This is a genomic window from Cupriavidus sp. USMAHM13 (assembly GCF_001854285.1).
Lineage (GTDB): Bacteria > Pseudomonadota > Gammaproteobacteria > Burkholderiales > Burkholderiaceae > Cupriavidus > Cupriavidus malaysiensis.
Map to the genome: position 1 here is coordinate 2,523,157 of NZ_CP017752.1, position 17,961 is coordinate 2,541,117.

General features: G+C 67.5%; 13 protein-coding genes, 2 tRNA genes and 1 rRNA gene. 9 read left to right on the forward strand and 7 right to left on the reverse strand.

Annotated features, from left to right (window positions below):
• Positions 1–132: 132 nt before the first annotated feature.
• The 3 genes from BKK81_RS29355 to BKK81_RS29365 form a co-directional block, all read right to left on the reverse strand.
• Positions 133–208 (reverse strand) — tRNA-Ala (locus BKK81_RS29355).
• Positions 209–218: 10 nt separating this feature from the next.
• Positions 219–295: transfer RNA gene (locus BKK81_RS29360), tRNA-Ile, on the reverse strand.
• A gap of 61 nt (positions 296–356) precedes the next feature.
• Positions 357–1,888 (reverse strand): 16S ribosomal RNA (locus BKK81_RS29365).
• Positions 1,889–2,573: 685 nt separating this feature from the next.
• Between BKK81_RS29365 and BKK81_RS29370 the strand changes: the two genes are divergently transcribed.
• Positions 2,574–3,470 (forward strand): 2OG-Fe(II) oxygenase, encoded by an 897-nt coding sequence (locus BKK81_RS29370; RefSeq protein ID WP_071020251.1) that lies wholly within the window; start codon positions 2,574–2,576, stop codon positions 3,468–3,470.
• 87 nt (positions 3,471–3,557) lie between these two features.
• On the opposite strand, the gene BKK81_RS29375 is transcribed toward BKK81_RS29370, so the two are convergent.
• From BKK81_RS29375 to BKK81_RS29385, 3 genes are all read right to left on the reverse strand, one after another.
• Positions 3,558–4,226, reverse strand: coding sequence for a hypothetical protein (locus tag BKK81_RS29375; protein ID WP_071020253.1), 669 nt, complete (start codon positions 4,224–4,226; stop codon positions 3,558–3,560).
• A 68-nt stretch (positions 4,227–4,294) separates the two neighbouring features.
• Positions 4,295–5,737: a cytochrome-c peroxidase gene (locus BKK81_RS29380; protein ID WP_231908132.1), complete on the reverse strand. Its 1,443-nt coding sequence runs from the start codon at positions 5,735–5,737 to the stop codon at positions 4,295–4,297.
• A gap of 255 nt (positions 5,738–5,992) precedes the next feature.
• Positions 5,993–8,338, reverse strand: a complete 2,346-nt coding sequence (locus tag BKK81_RS29385) for an alkaline phosphatase family protein (protein ID WP_071020256.1) — start codon at positions 8,336–8,338, stop codon at positions 5,993–5,995.
• Between the two features lie 695 nt (positions 8,339–9,033).
• On the opposite strand from BKK81_RS29385, the gene BKK81_RS29390 reads away from it, so the two are divergent.
• The 6 genes from BKK81_RS29390 to BKK81_RS29415 all read left to right on the forward strand — a co-directional run bounded on the left by BKK81_RS29390 (position 9,034) and on the right by BKK81_RS29415 (position 14,511).
• The gene (locus tag BKK81_RS29390) at positions 9,034–9,969 is read left to right on the forward strand and encodes an AraC family transcriptional regulator (RefSeq protein WP_071020259.1); all 936 of its coding nucleotides are present in this window, start codon (positions 9,034–9,036) and stop codon (positions 9,967–9,969) included.
• Between the two features lie 93 nt (positions 9,970–10,062).
• A complete protein-coding gene (locus BKK81_RS29395) occupies positions 10,063–10,623 on the forward strand; it encodes a carboxymuconolactone decarboxylase family protein (protein WP_071020263.1) in 561 nt (186 codons plus the stop codon).
• Positions 10,624–10,642: 19 nt separating this feature from the next.
• Positions 10,643–11,716: an acyl-CoA dehydrogenase family protein gene (locus BKK81_RS29400; RefSeq protein ID WP_071020265.1), complete on the forward strand. Its 1,074-nt coding sequence runs from the start codon at positions 10,643–10,645 to the stop codon at positions 11,714–11,716.
• Positions 11,713–12,567: an ABC transporter ATP-binding protein gene (locus tag BKK81_RS29405; protein WP_071020267.1), complete on the forward strand. Its 855-nt coding sequence runs from the start codon at positions 11,713–11,715 to the stop codon at positions 12,565–12,567. The genes BKK81_RS29400 and BKK81_RS29405 overlap by 4 nt, the downstream gene beginning before the upstream one ends.
• Positions 12,539–13,729 (forward strand): ABC transporter substrate-binding protein, encoded by a 1,191-nt coding sequence (locus BKK81_RS29410; protein WP_071020270.1) that lies wholly within the window; start codon positions 12,539–12,541, stop codon positions 13,727–13,729. The genes BKK81_RS29405 and BKK81_RS29410 overlap by 29 nt, the downstream gene beginning before the upstream one ends.
• Positions 13,726–14,511: an ABC transporter permease gene (locus BKK81_RS29415; protein WP_083384528.1), complete on the forward strand. Its 786-nt coding sequence runs from the start codon at positions 13,726–13,728 to the stop codon at positions 14,509–14,511. Before BKK81_RS29410 ends, BKK81_RS29415 begins: the two co-directional genes overlap by 4 nt.
• Before the next feature lie 241 nt (positions 14,512–14,752).
• Here the strand turns inward: BKK81_RS29415 and BKK81_RS29420 are convergent, their stop codons facing one another.
• Positions 14,753–15,247 carry a MarR family winged helix-turn-helix transcriptional regulator gene (locus BKK81_RS29420; RefSeq protein ID WP_071020272.1) on the reverse strand — a complete coding sequence of 165 codons (495 nt, stop codon included), beginning with the start codon at positions 15,245–15,247 and terminating at the stop codon, positions 14,753–14,755.
• Positions 15,248–15,602: 355 nt separating this feature from the next.
• Here BKK81_RS29420 and BKK81_RS29425 point away from each other — a divergent pair, with 355 nt between their 5' ends.
• A complete protein-coding gene (locus BKK81_RS29425) occupies positions 15,603–16,961 on the forward strand; it encodes an MATE family efflux transporter (protein WP_071022590.1) in 1,359 nt (452 codons plus the stop codon).
• A gap of 37 nt (positions 16,962–16,998) precedes the next feature.
• Positions 16,999–17,943, forward strand: a complete 945-nt coding sequence (locus BKK81_RS29430; protein ID WP_071020276.1) for a 2-dehydropantoate 2-reductase — start codon at positions 16,999–17,001, stop codon at positions 17,941–17,943.
• Positions 17,944–17,961 lie beyond the last annotated feature (18 nt).

Below are 17,961 nucleotides of genomic sequence, written 5' to 3' on the forward strand. Positions count from 1 at the left end.
AAGGCTTCACGACACCTTTACTACATCCCATATTGTTAAAGAACAGCCGATGCTTTCGCATCGCTTGGCCAACGCCAAATGCAAGCGCTCAACGCTAAGCGCTTGCATTTGGCTTGTCCAACCCAAGGTCGATGGTGGAGGATGACGGGATCGAACCGACGACCCCCTGCTTGCAAAGCAGGTGCTCTCCCAGCTGAGCTAATCCCCCTCGGATAACTTGGTGGGTCTGGTAGGACTTGAACCTACGACCCCCGCCTTATCAAGACGGTGCTCTAACCACCTGAGCTACAGACCCTTGGCTGTAACAGCAAACAGACCGATAAGTGTGAACGCTTCACATGGGAAGCACGCTCTGGAAAGGAGGTGATCCAGCCGCACCTTCCGGTACGGCTACCTTGTTACGACTTCACCCCAGTCATGAACCCTGCCGTGGTAATCGCCCTCCTTGCGGTTAGGCTAACTACTTCTGGCAAAACCCACTCCCATGGTGTGACGGGCGGTGTGTACAAGACCCGGGAACGTATTCACCGCGGCATGCTGATCCGCGATTACTAGCGATTCCAGCTTCACGTAGTCGAGTTGCAGACTACGATCCGGACTACGATGCGTTTTCTGGGATTAGCTCCCCCTCGCGGGTTGGCAACCCTCTGTACGCACCATTGTATGACGTGTGAAGCCCTACCCATAAGGGCCATGAGGACTTGACGTCATCCCCACCTTCCTCCGGTTTGTCACCGGCAGTCTCTCTAGAGTGCCCTTTCGTAGCAACTAGAGACAAGGGTTGCGCTCGTTGCGGGACTTAACCCAACATCTCACGACACGAGCTGACGACAGCCATGCAGCACCTGTGTCCACTTTCCCTTTCGGGCACCTAATGCATCTCTGCTTCGTTAGTGGCATGTCAAGGGTAGGTAAGGTTTTTCGCGTTGCATCGAATTAATCCACATCATCCACCGCTTGTGCGGGTCCCCGTCAATTCCTTTGAGTTTTAATCTTGCGACCGTACTCCCCAGGCGGTCAACTTCACGCGTTAGCTTCGTTACTGAAGAAATGAATCCCCAACAACTAGTTGACATCGTTTAGGGCGTGGACTACCAGGGTATCTAATCCTGTTTGCTCCCCACGCTTTCGTGCATGAGCGTCAGTCACGTCCCAGGGGGCTGCCTTCGCCATCGGTATTCCTCCACATCTCTACGCATTTCACTGCTACACGTGGAATTCTACCCCCCTCTGACGCACTCTAGCCTTGCAGTCACAAGCGCCATTCCCAGGTTGAGCCCGGGGATTTCACGCCTGTCTTACAAAACCGCCTGCGCACGCTTTACGCCCAGTAATTCCGATTAACGCTCGCACCCTACGTATTACCGCGGCTGCTGGCACGTAGTTAGCCGGTGCTTATTCTTCCGGTACCGTCATCCCTCCGGGGTATTAGCCCAAAGGATTTCTTTCCGGACAAAAGTGCTTTACAACCCGAAGGCCTTCTTCACACACGCGGCATTGCTGGATCAGGGTTGCCCCCATTGTCCAAAATTCCCCACTGCTGCCTCCCGTAGGAGTCTGGGCCGTGTCTCAGTCCCAGTGTGGCTGATCGTCCTCTCAGACCAGCTACTGATCGTCGCCTTGGTGAGCCTTTACCTCACCAACTAGCTAATCAGACATCGGCCGCTCCTATTGCGCGAGGCCTTACGGTCCCCCGCTTTCACCCTCAGGTCGTATGCGGTATTAGCTAATCTTTCGACTAGTTATCCCCCACAACAGGGCACGTTCCGATGTATTACTCACCCGTTCGCCACTCGCCGCCAGACCGAAGTCCGCGCTGCCGTTCGACTTGCATGTGTAAGGCATGCCGCCAGCGTTCAATCTGAGCCAGGATCAAACTCTTCAGTTCAATCTCTGTGTGGTTCCGCGCAGTTGCCTGCGAAAACCTCGCTCTTTCGAGCGGTCGCTCACTCTCAGAAAACTGACTGACTCCGTCCGAAGACGAAACCAAACATGTTTACTGTGCGAGCACTGATAACTTGTAAGCTAGAAGACCGAGGTCTTCCGCTTCCCGCATCAAGCGCCCACACTTATCGGCTGTTTGTTTGTTAAAGAACTCACGCGATTCGCTTTGCTTTGCTTACCGCGTCGCTGCGTTGTCAGCAGCAGAGAAACGAAATTATGAACAACTTTCTGCGTTTCGTCAACAGGTTCGAAGCATCTTTTTCGCTCCGGTCAGTCGCGCTTCGCAGCACCACCCACCACCCTGCCAACCCCGCAACCTGCGTCGCTGCTGGCTTTGCCGCTGCGCTTCGTATTGCGAGGGGGCGAATACTAATACCTCGCAGCGAAACTTGCAAGGTCTTTCCTAAACTGATCAGAAGCGTCCGATTAATCACTTATTGCTGACGCCCGATCCCTGCCTATTACTATTAGATAGAGCCGATAGAGCCCTGCCCACGTTCCGAGCCACCGCGACCGCAGCCGTCCCCATGGCGGGGCGCGTCACCTTCGCCCTGTCATACATCTGACCCGGGACAGCGCCACAATCGGTATTTTGCCCGGCCTGCCGCTACGCTCGCCGGCTGCCCGCGATGTCCATCACCGTCAATTTCGCGCCCGAGGTCAGGGACTGGATCGCCCACAACCTCAGGCGCGGCGTCGAACCGCAGGCTCTTATCCAGGAACTGGTCAACCGCAACGCCAAGCCCGAACTGGCACAGGCGATGGTCGGCGCCGTCGCGTCCGCGCTGGCGCATGGCGGCCCGATGCCGGGCGACACGCTGGAGATCGACGCAGACGACGCGCCCTACCGCCTCGAGCCCCTGCGCGTGCCGGAAGGCGCCCGCTTTCGCCTGGGCGAGCGCGAGGTCCGCGTATTGGCACGGCTGCAGCGCCCAGCGGGCGTACTGATGTCGGACCTGTTGAGCACCGCCGAATGCGAGGCGCTGATTGCCCTGGCCCGCCCGCGCCTGCGCCGCTCGACCGTGGTCGACCCGGTGACCGGCCGCGATATCGTGGCCGGTCATCGCAGCAGCGACGGCATGTTCTTCCTGCCACGCGAGACCCCGCTGATCGCTGCCCTCGAAGACCGCATCGCCAAGCTGACCGGCATCCCGGCGGAAAACGGTGAGGGCTTGCAGATGCTGCACTACAGTGCGGGCGCCGAGTCCACCCCGCATGTCGATTACCTGCAGCCCGGCAACGAGGCGAACCGGGAATCGATCGCGCGCAGCGGCCAGCGCGTGGGCACCTTGCTGATGTACCTGAACGACGTGCCCGGCGGCGGGGAGACGGTCTTCCCCCAGATCGGCTATGCGGTCGTGCCGCAGCAAGGCCAGTCCTTCTATTTCGAATACGGCAACCGATTCGGGCAAAGCGACCCGCTGTCGCTGCACGCCGCTGCGCCGGTCACGGCCGGCGAGAAATGGGTGGCCACCAAGTGGATCCGCTCGCGCCGCTTCGTGCCGCGCGGTGCCGCCCAGGACTGACAGGCGCGGCGGGCCGCCCGCCAACCCTTGTCGTGCGGTCCGGGATCCGGGCCTGCCAGCGGCAAGGGCCGGCCCGTTCCCAGCTGCTCAGCGCTGGAAGAACTCCTCGGCCACCCAGCCATCCTGGGTCAGCCTCACGCCGGCGCGCAACTGCATCGTGCCAGCGCCTTCGATCACGCGCTGGACCATCGGAAACACCCGCCGCACGTCGGCGTCCTGGGTCCATGCCGCGGGCTCGACCTTGTACGTATACAGCACCGAGGTCTTGGTTTCGCCATCGCGTTGCTGGGGCGGCTCCCAGCCGACCACCTTGTCGAGCGTCAGCTTGGCCACGCAGAAGTCCGCCGGATGGGTGACCTGCCTGGCGGCCGTGGCGATCACCACCGGCACGTGCAGATAGTATTTCTGCCCTTCGGCGGTCAGGTCATATTGGCGCGCCTGCGCCGTGATCCTTTCACCGTCCTCGCCCTTGCGCTCGACCGTGACGCTCTTGCCTGCCACCAGGCCCAGCTTTTCCAGCACCGGCATCTGTTGCGCGTCGCGGGTACGCGCGGCCTCGTCATCGGTCGTGACATAGATCGGCCAGTCGAACTTGCCGACGCAGAGATTGCCGCGCCTGGCCAGGTAGTCATTGATGGTCTTGGTGAAATTCTCCTGGCTGACTGCCGCCTTGTCATGGCAGGCGGCCAGCAGGGCCGCGGCGATCAGGGACAGGGCGCCGCAGGCGTAGCGGGCGGCATGGAAGCGTCGGGTCATGGTAGGCGTGATTGCGGAATCGGGTGAAATCGTCGGTAGCGGCATGGGTCGGCGGCGCGCGCTCAATCTCAATTGACGCAGGTGCCGCTGGTCGGCGGCGTCGCGGGCGCCTGGTAGCCGTCGCTCAGGGTGTTGAGGAAGCAGATCAGGTCCGAGATGTCCTGTTCGGTCATGGCCGGGGTATCGCCGGGCAGGCGCGGCTGCGTGCCGCTGCCTAGCGTATTGCTGCCGCCCTTGCCGGTGCCCATCGGCACCTCCTCGTCGACATTGCCCTGGTAGGTGGCGGGCAGGTCGTTGAACTTCTGCGGCGTGGCGCCCGGCAACGTCTGCGTGAACAAGGCATAGCCGGGATTGGCGGTCGGCGAGCCGCTGCCGCCCGTGCTCGGATACCAGTACTCCGGATGCGTGTCGCGCGTGTTGTAGAAATGCACGACCTGTTGCAGCGAGTGCAACACGCCATTGTGGAAAAACGCCGTGCGCGAGGCGATGTTGCGCAGCGTGGGCACCTTGAACAAGCCGCAGAAGGCGCTCGCGCTGCCCGCCGGGCTGGGCGTGTGGTCAGTCCGCTCAGGACCGCACAAACCCAGGTCGAAGTAGCTGCTGTCGCTGTTCTTCGGGATCGGCGACGGATTGCCCGGGATCGAGTTGTCGTTGCGCGGCACGCCGAGCGCCTGGTAGGTGAAGTCCGTCATCAGGCCGCGCGTGCCGTTGAAATTGGCACCGGAGTAATGGCAGGCGAAGCAGTTGCCGGTGTCGTTGAACACCGCCAGCCCGCGCAGCTCCGCGGCGGTCAGCGTGCCGCCGATCTTGTTGCCGAGGTAGAGGTCGAATTTGCTGCTGTACGGGTGGAAACTCGGCTCTTCCATCTGGAAGGCCTGCAGGGCCTGGCCGATGCTGGCGAAGGCGGCCGCGGTGTCGCTGAAGGCGGACGCACCGAAGGCCTGCGTGAACAGCGCGGCATAGCTGCCCTTCTGTACCGCGGCGACCACGGCGGCCTGGGAAGTGTTGTTCATCTCGACCGGGTTCAGCAGCGGCAGCGCCGCCTGGCTGGCGAGGGAGTCGGCGCGGCCGTCCCACATGAAACCGCCGCCGGGCGCACTCAGCGTGACGCCGTCCGGGTTGGAAGCGCTGTCGCTATAGGCCGGCGTGGCCTCCTTGTAGCGCAGCGACGGCACGGCGCGCAGGCCGGACCGGGTGGGATCCGAGCCGAGCTGCACGGCCAGGCTGTTGGGCGGGCCGTAGGCGTAGGCCGGATCGTGGCAGCTGGCGCACGACATGTTCTGGCCGCCCGACAGGGTCTTGTCGAAGAACACCTTCTGCCCGACCTGGGCCGCCAGGCTCAAGGGGGTGCCCGTCGACGAGGTTCCACCGCCCGGCGAGGACGAAGATCCGCCCCCCGGGGAGGCGGAAGCGCTGCCGGAGGCGGCGCCATCTCCACCGTCGCCGCCGCAGGCAGCAAGCAACAGCGGCAGGACCAGCGCTCCCAGCCTGACGGCACGTGGCATTTCCATGGGGATTTCCCTCTGCTTGATGGCACTTCCGCGCACGCGCTCCATGCCGCGGAGCCGGCACGCCGGAAGAAATGCAATGCGAGACCGATCGTGATAACGGGCCGCCGGTCAATGCGGCCCGCCGTAACGGCATGGCACCTGCCTCCGGCGCGGGACTACCCGGGGGGCAGTCCCGCTGAGGCAAGGCCATTCTTCGTACTTCTTCTTGCTTCTTGGCGCTTCTTTTTGCTTCTTAGCGCATCTTGTCGCCGCAGCTTACCTCGACAGCGCCCAGGCGTTGGCCTGAGTGGCGTCCGGACCGACCTGGGCGGTCGCCAGCGAGGTGCCGGTGACATCGCCGGGGTTCAGGCGCTGCGAGTACGTCTTGGGAATCACGTAGGCGTGGTTCATCGGACGGACCGAGTCGAAGTGCGTATCCGCGCTACCGGCGAACTCAGGCAGGACCAGGATGTTCTGCGCGATGAACGACTCGGTGTACTTGGCGCGGGCCAGGTAGGTCGACGGCGTCTGCGGGTCGGCGATCTGGAACATGTCCTGCAGCGTGCGCACGAAGGAGAAGTGGCTGTACGCGTCGCTGTCGACGATACCCTTGGGCGCGTTCGGCTGATTGGTCAGCACGCCGAAGATCGAGTTGCCGTGGCCGATATTGCCCTTGTTGTAGTTGGTCACCGGGGTGGCCACCGCCGCCCACTTGCCGCTCGAATCCTGCTGGATCGGCTGGGGGGCGCCGCTGCTGCCGGTGGCATTCCAACCGCAGCAGGAGGTGCTGCTGCCGGCGCCTTCGTCGAACATCACCACGATCGCCACGCGGCGCAGCGGGTTCTTCCACAGCGGCGAGGACTGGATCTTGGTGACCAGCTGCTGCACGTAGGCATCGCCGCGCAGGATCAGGTTGGTACCCGAGCAGGACGCATCCGAGCCCACGCCGTGCATGTCATCGCACTGGTCGGGCATGACGAAGTTCAGGTTGCCCACGTCGCCCTTGGCCAGGTCGGTGCCGAGCTGGTCGTAGTTGTAGCCGGTCGGGATGGTGTAGGCGGTCGACTTGGCCCAGTCCGTGGCGGAGTACTGCGAGCCGCCCACGGTGCGGTTGTTGGCCATGAACTCCGGCAGGTTGCGCGTGCTCTGGTAGGCCATGCCCGGGTGGTGCTTGGTCTTGTAGAGGCCTTTAGGCACCGCGTAGTTGACGGTGCCGGGGCCGCCCGCGCCGGTGTAGGTATCCGTCACCGCGGCGTCCGCGATGCTGTCGGCGCGCGGATCCTGGCCCGGGTTCATCGACTCGCTGTAGGTGCGCCAGGTCATGCCGGCCTGCGACAGCAGCGTGAACAGGCTCGGGGCCGAGACGTTGTGGTTCGCCGTGGAACCGACGCTGCAGCCGACCGAGCCATAGTTCGACAGGTGGTTCGAGTCGAGCGGCGGCGTGGCGGCCAGCGCAGGCAGCGGCTGGCCGTCGGATGCGGTACCACCGGCGAACGCCGCATCGGTCGGCGCGTTGCTGGTAGCGCTGCCCGGCGCGCCCGCGCCGCAGCCCCACCAGGCGTCGTCGGTGATGCCCCAGTCATCGCCACCGCCCAGCGCCGTGTAGTTCGGCTCGCTCGGGTTGCCGGTGGCGTAGTAGGTGCTGAACTGGTTGCCGCTGCTCAGGAGGTTGTTGATGTTGGGCGCGGAAGCGGAGCCGAGGATGGTGTTCGTGCTCTTGTTCTCCATCATGATGATGAAGATATTGTCGTAGCGCGGCACGCCCTCGACGTTGAAGGCAGCCTGCTGCGCCTGCGCGAAGGTGATGGTCTGCTGTGCCGTCGACGGCGTCACCGCGGTCGCCGTGCTCACCTTGCCGGCCGAGGCCAGGGCGGGCAGCGAGGGGTCGCCACCGGCCACCGCGAGGTTGTCGGGGTACATGTCGCCGCGGTCGAACTTGGTCGTCGCGTAGGTGTAGCGTTGTACGAGCTGGTTGTCCTCGAACAGCAGCGCCTGCTGCGCCGCGCCCGACAGCTTGTTGGCGTCGGCCAGCGCATCGGCGCCGCTGACCGTCACCGATGCCGTGCCCAGCGCCGGACCGCTCAGGCGGGCGGCGAGGTTGGCCTTCTCGGTGGCATAGCTGGTGTTGTTCGCCTCGACCAGGCGCTGCACCTCGCTCGACATCGGGCTGATGACGACGCCGGTGGCACCCTGGTCCGCCACCTGCGCCGCCGAGGCGCGCAGGATCAGGTGGCTGGAGACCGCCTTGCCGGCGGCGGTATTGGTGGCCGAAGTCGGGATATCCGCCACCAGTTGGCCGGAAGCGCTGCTCTGCAGGCTGAAGCGGCCGTTGGCGTCGGTCTTGGCCGAGGCTTCGCCGCTGTCGCACTTGCCGTTGCTGTTGGCGTCCACGCAAACGGTGGCGCCGGCATAGTAGCCGGGCTGGATGGTCGGATTGCCCGTGGTGCTGCCGGGAACGTAGGCGGTGGCCAGGACCACGCCGCCATAGGTCGTCGCGGCGCTGGTGGTACCGCCGGTGCTGCTGGAACTGCCGTCACCATTGCCGCCGCATGCAGCCAGCAGGCAGGCGCTCGCGATCGACGTCAGCAATACCGCCGACTGTCGTGCTTGGCTCCACTCCATTTCCCACTCCTTGAGGACATCGCTTCTGAAAATGCCAGATTTGCCAAAATCGGCAAACGGCGTTGAGTTCGGCGGCGAAGTCTAGTTTTGAGAAATGACGTTTCCGTGACTTCTTTAGTATTTCAGTTTCAAACCCAAAAAGATGACATTACAGAGAACCAATGTCTCATGGGAAAGCATGCCTCCATGTCTGCACCAGCAGCCAGCGCCCATGCAAATATCTGTCAAAATTCATCAATACCCACACTATTCAGCCGAAAACATGCCGATCAGCGCGCCCCAGCCGCATAAAACCATAAACAATGCAATACATTAATACCTTCGCAACTGAACATCATTGTATTAATGTCCCACCAACAATTCCAGCCGCTCGTTTCTCAGTCCACGGAAAATCCGGGAGATTATTTTCCCGCCCTTTTTGCTCCGCCCTCGCGATCACCAGACGACAGGCATGCGAGCGACCTCCCGGCTGGCTGGATGACGGCGGCGCCCCCATCGGCGGCACACAACGCATGCAGAACGCTTCCTGACGGCTGCAAAGGCACCCGTACCGCCGCGTCGCTGCCGGCATCCACGGCATACGCCCCGGGGCCCGCCGCATATCGACATGACAACTCCTTCCTTCGCGGCACCGCCGGCATCCGCTAGCCTGTAGCGCCCCTCGTCCCGGGCGCGGTGCTCCCGCAAGCAATGTCATGCAGCATGTCGACAGAATCATCCACTGGGTCCTGAGCAGCCTGGCTCTCGAAACTTCGGTCTTCCATCTCGGCCAGTACTGCGGGCAATGGCGTGCTTCGCTGGCCGGCCGCGCTCGTGCCGGCTACCACCTGGTGTTGCACGGGCAATGCTGGTTGCACGTGCCGGGCCGCCAGGCACCGCTGCGGCTGAGTGCCGGCGACGCCGTCTTCTTCCTGCGTGACATCCCCCACCACCTGGGCCCTTCCGACGACGCGGCGGCCTGCCTGCCGGTGGCGGTCATGCAGCCGCTGGGCGTCCCGCTCGCGGGTGGAACCGGGCTGGCATGCGGGTTCTTCGACTTTCGCGCCGGCATGGCCGAGGCCCTGCTCGCCCCCTTCCCCGACTATCTGGTCCTGCCGGCGGACGCTCCGGCCGCCCCCGGCATCCGCGCGCTGTTCGAGTTGATCGAGCAGGAAGCCCGCCACAGCGGCGCGGAAGCCTCGCCGCTGGTAGCGCGCCTGGTCGAGCTGCTGTTCTTCTACGTGATCCGCGCGCTGTCCGCGCGCGAGGAAGTGGCCCGCGGCCTGTGGCCGATGCTGCGCAGCGCCGAGTTTTCGGCGCTGGTGCTGGAGTTGATCCGCCATCCCGAACGCGACTGGTCGATCGAGGCCATGGCGGCACGCGTGCACATGTCGCGCGCCACCTTCTGCAAACGCTTCGCCGCCGCCTGCGGCGAGCCGCCGGCGACCTTCCTGCAGTTGCTGCGCATGAAAATCGCCACGCGCTTGCTGGACGATGGGGCTGCCATCGCCCAGGTGGCGGAACGGGTCGGCTACCGCTCGGAATCCGCCTTCGCCAAGGCGTTTCTCCGGGCCACCGGGCTGCAACCGGGAGCCTGGCGGCGAAGGGCACAGGCCTCCGCCACGGCCTCGCTCGCCGCCACGCAGATGTAGACGAACGCGCAGGAATTGGCGACGCGCGCGCATGGTGCCGCTGGCCTGCGCACGCGACACTGGGCGCTCGTTCACCCCCCCGCCGCAACTGCCATGAGCCGACTCCCTCTGCTGAGCGCCGACAACGCGCCAACGGCCAGCCGCCCCTTCGTCGAGCGTGCCATCGCCAACAATGGCTTCCTGCCCAACCTGATCGCCGCGCTGGCCCACTCACCCGCTGCCCTGGAGGCCTACCTGACAGTGGGCGAGATCAACGGCCGCAGCGGACTGACGCTGGCCGAGCGCGAGGTGGTGCAGATCACCGCCGCGGCCGTGCACGGCTGCGCCTTCTGCGTGGCCGGACATACCGCCGTGGCCTTGAAGAAGGCCAGGCTGGAAACGGACCAGGTCGAGGCGCTGCGCACACAGGCACCGCTGCGCGAAGCGCGCCACGAGGCCCTGGCGGCCTTCACGCGGGCCATCATCGCCACGCGCGGCGCCGTGCCCGACGCCGCTCTCCAGGACTTCCTCCACGCTGGCTTCGAGGCCGGCCAGGCACTCGACGTGGTGCTCGGCGTGAGCCTGGCCACGCTGTGCAACTTTGCCAACAACCTCGCCCAATCACCGCTGAACGCCGAACTGGAGCCCTACCGCTGGGCGCCGGCCACTGCCTGAGCCCCCAATGGAGGTAGCGATGACGCTGGACCCCGAACTTGCCGCCTGGCTCGACGCGCACGCCGACGGCCTCGACTGCGGCAGCACCGATGCCGCGGCACTGCTGCCGCGCCTCGCCACCGCCGGCCTGATCGGTGCCGGCGTGCCCATCGCCGCCGGAGGCAGCGGCGGTAGCTGCAGCTCGGCGATCGGCGCCGTGGCCGCACTGGCCCGGCATTCCCAGGCGGCCGCATTCGTGCTGTGGGCACAGCGGGTCTTCATCGAATATCTGCTGCAGTCCCCCAATCGCGCCCTGGCCGAGGCATACCTGCCCGGCTTGCTCGCCGGCACCACGGCCGGTGCCAGCGGCCTGTCGAACGCGATGAAATTCCTTGGCGGCATCGAAGCGCTGCAGGTGGAGGCCAGGCGCCGAACGGACGGCTGGCAGCTCGACGGCCGCCTGCCCTGGGCCACCAACCTGCTCGCCCAGCGTTTCGTCGTGGCGGTGGCGGCAAGCGACGTGGCCGGCGGCGCGCCGGCCGTGTTCGCCGTGCCAGCCACGCAGGCCGGTGTGCAGCGCAGCGCCGACCTCGACCTGGTCGGGCTACGCGGCACCGCCACCGCGGCCCTGGCATTGAGCCAGGTCTCGCTCGGCCCGGAACACCTGCTGCACGAAGACGCGCGCAGTTACTTGCCGCGCGTGCGGCCGGCCTTCCTCGGCATGCAATGCGGCCTGTCGATCGGCCTGGCGCGGCGCTGCCTGGCGTCGGTACGCGGCAGCGAGGATAGCGGCCGAGCGCTGCTGGCCGAGCCGGCCGGGGCGATCGCGGCCGACCTCGACGCGGCCGCGGCCCGCTTGAGCGCCGGCGTCGATGCCGGCGCCTTCGTCGACGCCCCGCACGCATTGTTCTTGCTGCGCATCCAGCTGGCGGAGCTGGCCCAGCAGGCGGCCCAGCTCGAACTGCAGGCGCGCGGCGGCGCCGGCTACCTGCACGGCCGTCACGGCGGCTTCGCGCGGCGTTGGCGCGAGGCCGCCTTCCTGCCCATCGTCACGCCCAGCCTGGTCCAGCTGCGGACGGAACTCGCGCGCGGCAGCGCGCGCCAGGCCGCATGAGCACCGTGCGGCTGCAGGCCGAGGGCCTGGCCCTGCACTACGGCACGGACCGCGCGCCGGCGCTGTTCGCGGGGGTCGGACTGACCCTGCGCCCCGGCGAGATCGTCTCGCTGATCGGCCCGAGCGGCGCCGGCAAGTCCACCCTGCTGCGGGTACTGGCCGGCTTGCAGCCGGCTACCCGCGGCAGCGTTCGCCTCGATGGCGAGCTCCTCGGCGGACCGCATCCGGGCGTCGCCGTGGCCTTCCAGGATCCCTGCCTGCTGCCGTGGCTGACGGTCGGGCAGAACGCCGGCTTCGGCCTCGATTTCCGCCACCAGCCGCCCAGCAGCCGCCACGAGCGGCAGGCGCGTGTCGCGCAGATGCTGGATGCCGTGGGCCTTGGCCATGCGCTGCACCTGTTCCCGGCCCAGCTTTCGGGCGGCATGGCGCAACGCGTGGCCTTGGCGCGCTGCCTGGCGCGGCAGCCGCGCGTCCTGCTGCTCGACGAGCCCTTCGGTGCGCTCGACGAGGTCACGCGTGCGCACATGCAGGCCTTGCTACGACAACTCGTCGGCGCCGGCGCCGGGCCGCAGCGGCCGGCCGTGCTGCTGATCACGCACGATCTGGACGAAGCGCTATTGCTGTCCGACCGCATCGTGCTGCTCGGCGGCACGCCGGCGCGCATCGTGCAGGAGTGGACGGTGACCCTGCCCCATCCGCGCGAAGCGAGCGTCGAAGCCCTGGGCGAGCTGCGCGTGGGGCTGGTCAAGGCACTGCGGCAAGCCATGCCGCCGCGCCGGGCGCCAAGCGCATCCCCCCTTACCGAACCGCTTGAGGAACACTATGTGCCAGGTACCGATCTCGCGGCGTGAGTGGCTGAAGCTCTCCGCCCTGTTCACTGCCGGCGGCGCCCTGCCGCTGCTGCGATCCCTGCAGGCGCGCGCGGCCACGGAGCCCGATGCGCCGGTGCGCATCGGCTACCTGCCGATCACCGACGCCACGCCGCTGCTGGTCGCCCATCACAATGGCTACTTCGACCAGCAGGGCATCCGCGCCGAGAAGCCGGTGCTGCTGCGCAGTTGGGCGCAACTGGTGGAAGCCTTCATCGCCGGCCAGGTCAACGTGGTGCACCTGCTCTCGCCGATGACGGTATGGGCGCGCTTCGGCAGCGGGGTGCCCGCCAAGGTGGTGGCCTGGAACCATGTGGGCGGCTCCGGCCTGACGGTGGCGCCGCAGGTCTCCTCGCTGCGCGACCTGGGCGGCAAGACCGTCGCCATCCCGTTCTGGTACTCCATCCACAACGTGGTACTGCAGGCGCTGCTCAGGCAGGAAGGCTTGACACCGGTGGCACGCAAGGGCGGCGCGGCCGGCCCCGGCGAGGTCAAGCTGGTGGTGATGCCCCCTTCGGACATGCCGCCGGCACTGGCCGCGCGGCAGATCGAAGGCTATATCGTGGCCGAGCCGTTCAATGCCGCCGCGGAGACCCTGGGTATCGGCAAGATCCTGCGTTTTACCGGCGACGTCTGGCGCAACCACGCCTGCTGCGTCGTATTGATGCACCAGCACGACCTCGATGGCCGCCCGGCCTGGTCGCAGAAGGTGGTCAACGCCATCGTCAAGGCACAGCGCTGGACGCGGGACCATCGCGCGGAGGCGGCTGCCCTGCTGTCCAAGGACGGCCCGAACCGCTACACGCCGCACGCGCTCCCGGTGCTGCGCAAGGTGCTGGACCCCGACCCTGCCGAGCGCGGCCGCTACCTGGCCAGCGGAGCAATCCGGCACGCCGGCTGGAACGACAAGCGCATCGACTTCCAGCCCTATCCCTACCCGAGCTACACCGAGGAACTGGTGCGGCGGCTGCAAGGAACCCTGATCGAGGGCAACAGCGCCTTCCTGGCGGGCCTGGACCCGCGCCAGGCCGCGCGCGAACTGGTCGATGACCGCTTCGTGCGCCAGGCGCTCGCAGCCGCTGGCGGCCCCAGTGCCTTCGGCATGGCCGAGGACTTTGCGCGCCGGGAGGAAATCGCGGTATGACGGCCGCCGCGCTGTGGCGACGCAGCGCCGGGCTGCGCCTGGGCCTGGGCGGGCTGGGCACCCTGGCCCTGGCCTGGTGGTGGGCGACCGCCGGCGCGCACGGCACGAGCGTGCTGGCGGCACGCTTCAGCCCCGGCGCCACCCTGTCCAGCCTGGCCGGGCTGCTGCAACAGCCCGACTTCTTTCAGCACGCCTGGGCCAGCCTGCGCCGCGTACTCGCCGCGCTGGCCATCGCCCTTCTGGCCGGCGTGCCGGCCGGTCTGCTGGTAGGCGGGTTGCAGCGGGTCGATGCGGCGCTGTCACCGGCCTTCCAGTTCCTGCGCATGGTCTCGCCGCTGTCGTGGATGCCGATCGTGGTCATGGTGCTCGGCGTGGGCGACCGCTCGGTGTTGTTCCTGCTGGCCTTCGCCGGCGTCTGGCCGATCCTGCTCAATACCGCCGCCGGCGTGCGCCAGCTCGATCCGCGCTGGCTGCTGCTGGCACGCAGCCTGGCCGCCACGCGCGCCGAACTGCTGTGCCGCGTGATCTTGCCGGGCGTGCTCAGCCATGTGCTGACAGGGCTGCGCCTCTCCATCGGCGTGGTGTGGATCGTCCTCGTACCGGCGGAGATGCTGGGCATCGATGCCGGCCTGGGCTACTTCATCCTCGATACCCGCGACCGCCTCGCCTACTCGGAGCTGCTCGCCACGGTCCTGGTCATCGGCGCGCTCGGCTTCGCGCTCGACGGCGCCGCGCGGCGGCTGCAGCGCTGGTGGGTGCCCGGCCAGGGTCCGGCGCCTTGAATTCGGGGAAGAACTCAGTCTGTCGGGAAAACGAAGACGTGCGAGGCCAGGAGCAAAGCGCAGCAAGGCTGGAGCCTTGCGCGCATTGGTGACGACGCATCGCGCGGCTTATGGACGGACTCAGGGCTGACGGAGTCCACGAATTTGTGATTAGGACACGACGAGCGAAGCGCAACCAGGGTCTTGCCTCGCCAAGGTGTCGACCGGGGCCGCCGCGGCGGCCCCTGACCGAAGCGGCCGCCTAGGCGGCCTCCGCGCCACGCCCCGCCGGCAACGGCGTGCCCTGCTCGAACGCCTGCGCAAACTCGTCCGAGTAGATCTCGGCCAGCGCCACGCGCAGCGCCGCCGCCCGCTCGCTGCCGTAGACAGTCTCGAAACGGTCCTGGGCGCCCCGCCACAACCGGTTCGACTCGGCCAGCTTGGCGCGGCCGGCCGCGGTCAGTTCCACGCGCCGGCTGCGCCCGTCTTCTTCGTCACGCCGCTGCACCAGGTAGCCGTCGCGCTCCAGCGGCTGGATATTGCGCGCCAGCGCCGAGCGGTCCAGCACCATGGCGTGCGCCAGTTCGGTCATGGTGGGACTGCCGCCGCGTGCGATGTGCAGCAGCACGGAGCGCTGCGACACGCTCAGGCCACATGGCGCCAGCGCGGCGTCGTAGAGCTGGCTGATGCGCCGCGTCGCCTTGCGCAGCGCGGCGCCGTTGCAGACCAGCGGGTCCTTGATGGTCGATGACGGCATGGTCGGTTTCCTTCTTCCCTGCGGATGGCATGTGCTGGTGGCACTGGTGGCATGGGGTCGATGCCTGATGGCGCCCTGCGCCAGACCCGCCTCCCGCGCGCCGCATGCGGCGCTCCGGTGGCGGATGGGCCGCGCGGATCGCGCGGCGGCATGGTCTGCATTCTAATCCACCTTGACCAATACGGGCATATGCAAGTAAATTGGATCGGCACATACGTGCATATGCAAATATCTTCATGCCCCGGATGACAACGACGCGGCCGCCCTCGCCGCGGGAGAACAGAACATGAGCAGCCATTCCAACGGCACTGGCGGCACGGCCACGCCGCGCGCGCCGGACGCGCGCGTGCGCGCCATGCTGGAAGCCCCGATCGCCCCGACCCTGGCCCGCATGAGCTGGCCCAATATGCTGATGATGCTGGCCCAGTCGTCGACCGGGCTGATCGAGACCTGGTTCCTGGCCAGGCTCGGCACCGACGTGCTGGCCGGCGTGGCGGTGGTGGTGCCGGTGCTGATGCTGATGCAGAACATGTCGCAGGGCGCCATGGGCGGCGGCATCTCCTCGGCGGTGGCGCGCGCGCTCGGCGCCGGCGACAGCGGCCTGGTCGCGCAGCTGGCGCGCCATGCGCTGGCCATCAATCTGCTGATCGGCGTGCTGTTCTCGCTGCTGCTGTGGCTGGGCGCGCGTCCGCTGTTCGCCCTGCTCGGCGCGCATGGCGCCGCGCTCGACGCCGCCAGCGCCTATGGCCGCGTGCTGTTCGCCGGGCTGCCGCTGATGTGGGCCATGAACGCGCTGGCCAGCGTGGTGCGCGGCACCGGCAACATGACGGTGCCGGGCCTGGTGATCTGCTGCGGCGCCGCGCTGCTGATCCCGCTCTCGCCGTGCCTGATCTTCGGCCTCGGCCCGCTGCCGCGGCTCGGCGTCGCGGGCGGCGCCTGGGCCCTGGTGGCCTACTATGCGGCGGGCACGGCGGTGCTCGGCTGGTATTGCCTGTCGGGGCGCTGCGCCGCGCGCCTCGCCGCCGGCCGGCTCCACTGGCGGCCGATGCGCAGCATCCTGACGATCGGCGCGCTGGCCTGCCTCAATCCCATCCTCACCAACGCGCTGATCGCCGTCACCACGGCCCAGGTCGGGCGCCACGGCGGCACCGCCGCCCTCGCCGGCTATGCCACCGCGGCACGGCTGGAGTACCTGCTGATCCCGATCGCCTTCGGCCTGGGCGCGCCCATGGTCGCCCTGGTCGGCGCCAATATCGGCGCCGGCCAGGTGGCGCGCGCGCGGCGCATCGCCATCACCGGCGGCGCCATGGCCTTCGTGCTGGCCGAACTGGTCGGGCTGGCCGCATCGTTATGGCCGCAGGCCTGGCTGCGCCTGTTCGGTGCCGATGCACAGCTGCTGGCGACCGGCTCGACCTACCTGCATATCGTCGGGCCGTTCTACGGCTTCTTCGCCATGGGCTTCTCGCTGTACTTCGCCAGCCAGGGCGCGGGCCGCCTCGAATGGCCGCTGGCGGCCGGCGTGCTGCGCTTCCTGCTGTTCGCCGGCGCCGGTTCGCTGGCCCTGGCCTGGGGTGCCGGCCTGCCCGTCTACTTCGCCCTCGGCGCGCTCGCCATGACGGTCTACGGCAGCTGCATCCTGTGGTCGATCGCCGGCGGCGGCTGGGACAGGCCGCGCGCCCCGGCCCGGGCCACGCGGCGCCGGGCCCTGGCCTGATCCGATCCCGACCGCAGCCTCTACGGAGACATCCACCATGAGAATCCTCGTCCTCGGCGCCGGCGCACTGGGCGGCTACTACGGCGCGCGCCTGCTGGAGGCCGGCGCCGACGTGCGCTTCGCCGTGCGTCCCGGCCGCGCCGCCCAGCTCGCCCGCGACGGCCTGGCCGTGCACAGCCCGCTCGGCAACATCGCGCGCCCGGTGCAGACCGTGCCGGCCGGGCAGGTAGCGCAATCCGGGCATGCCTTCGACCTGGTCCTGCTGACCTGCAAGGCTTTCGATCTCGACGATGCCATCGCCACCATCGCCCCGGCACTCGGCCCGGCCACGGTGGTACTGCCGCTGCTGAACGGCGGCGCCGTCTACCCGCGCCTCGACGCGGCCTTCGGCAAGGCGCGCGTGCTGGGCGGCGTCGCCTACATCGCCACCACGCTCGCCGCCGACGGCACCATCCGCCACCTGAGCCCCGGCGACCGGCTGCTGGTCGGGGCCCGCGCGGACGCCCAGGCTGCCGCCGCGGCCAGCTTCCACGCACTGGCCGCGCAAGCGCCCGGCACACGCCTGCTGTCCGCGCAGATCGACCAGGATATCTGGGAGAAATGGGTGATGATCTGCGCCGGCGCGGCGGTGACCACCCTGCTGCGCGCCACCATCGGCGAGATCATGGGCACCGACCATGGCGCCGAGGCGGCAGGCCGCCTGCTCGACGAATGCGTGGCCATCGCCACCGCCGCCGGTCATGTGCCGCGTCCCGAGGCGCTGGCCGCCATGCGCGCGCAGTTGCTGGCACCGGGCTCGGGCTGGGCGGCCTCGATGATGCGCGATATCGCCACCCAGGCGCGCCGCATCGAGGCCGACGCCATCGTCGGCGACATGATCGCCACCGGCGCGCGCCTCGGTGTCGACGCGCCGCTGCTGCGCGTGGCCTACAGCGGCCTGCAGGCCTACGCGCGGCGCCAGGCCGGCGCTCGGCCAACCTGACGGGCTCGCTGCTGCTGC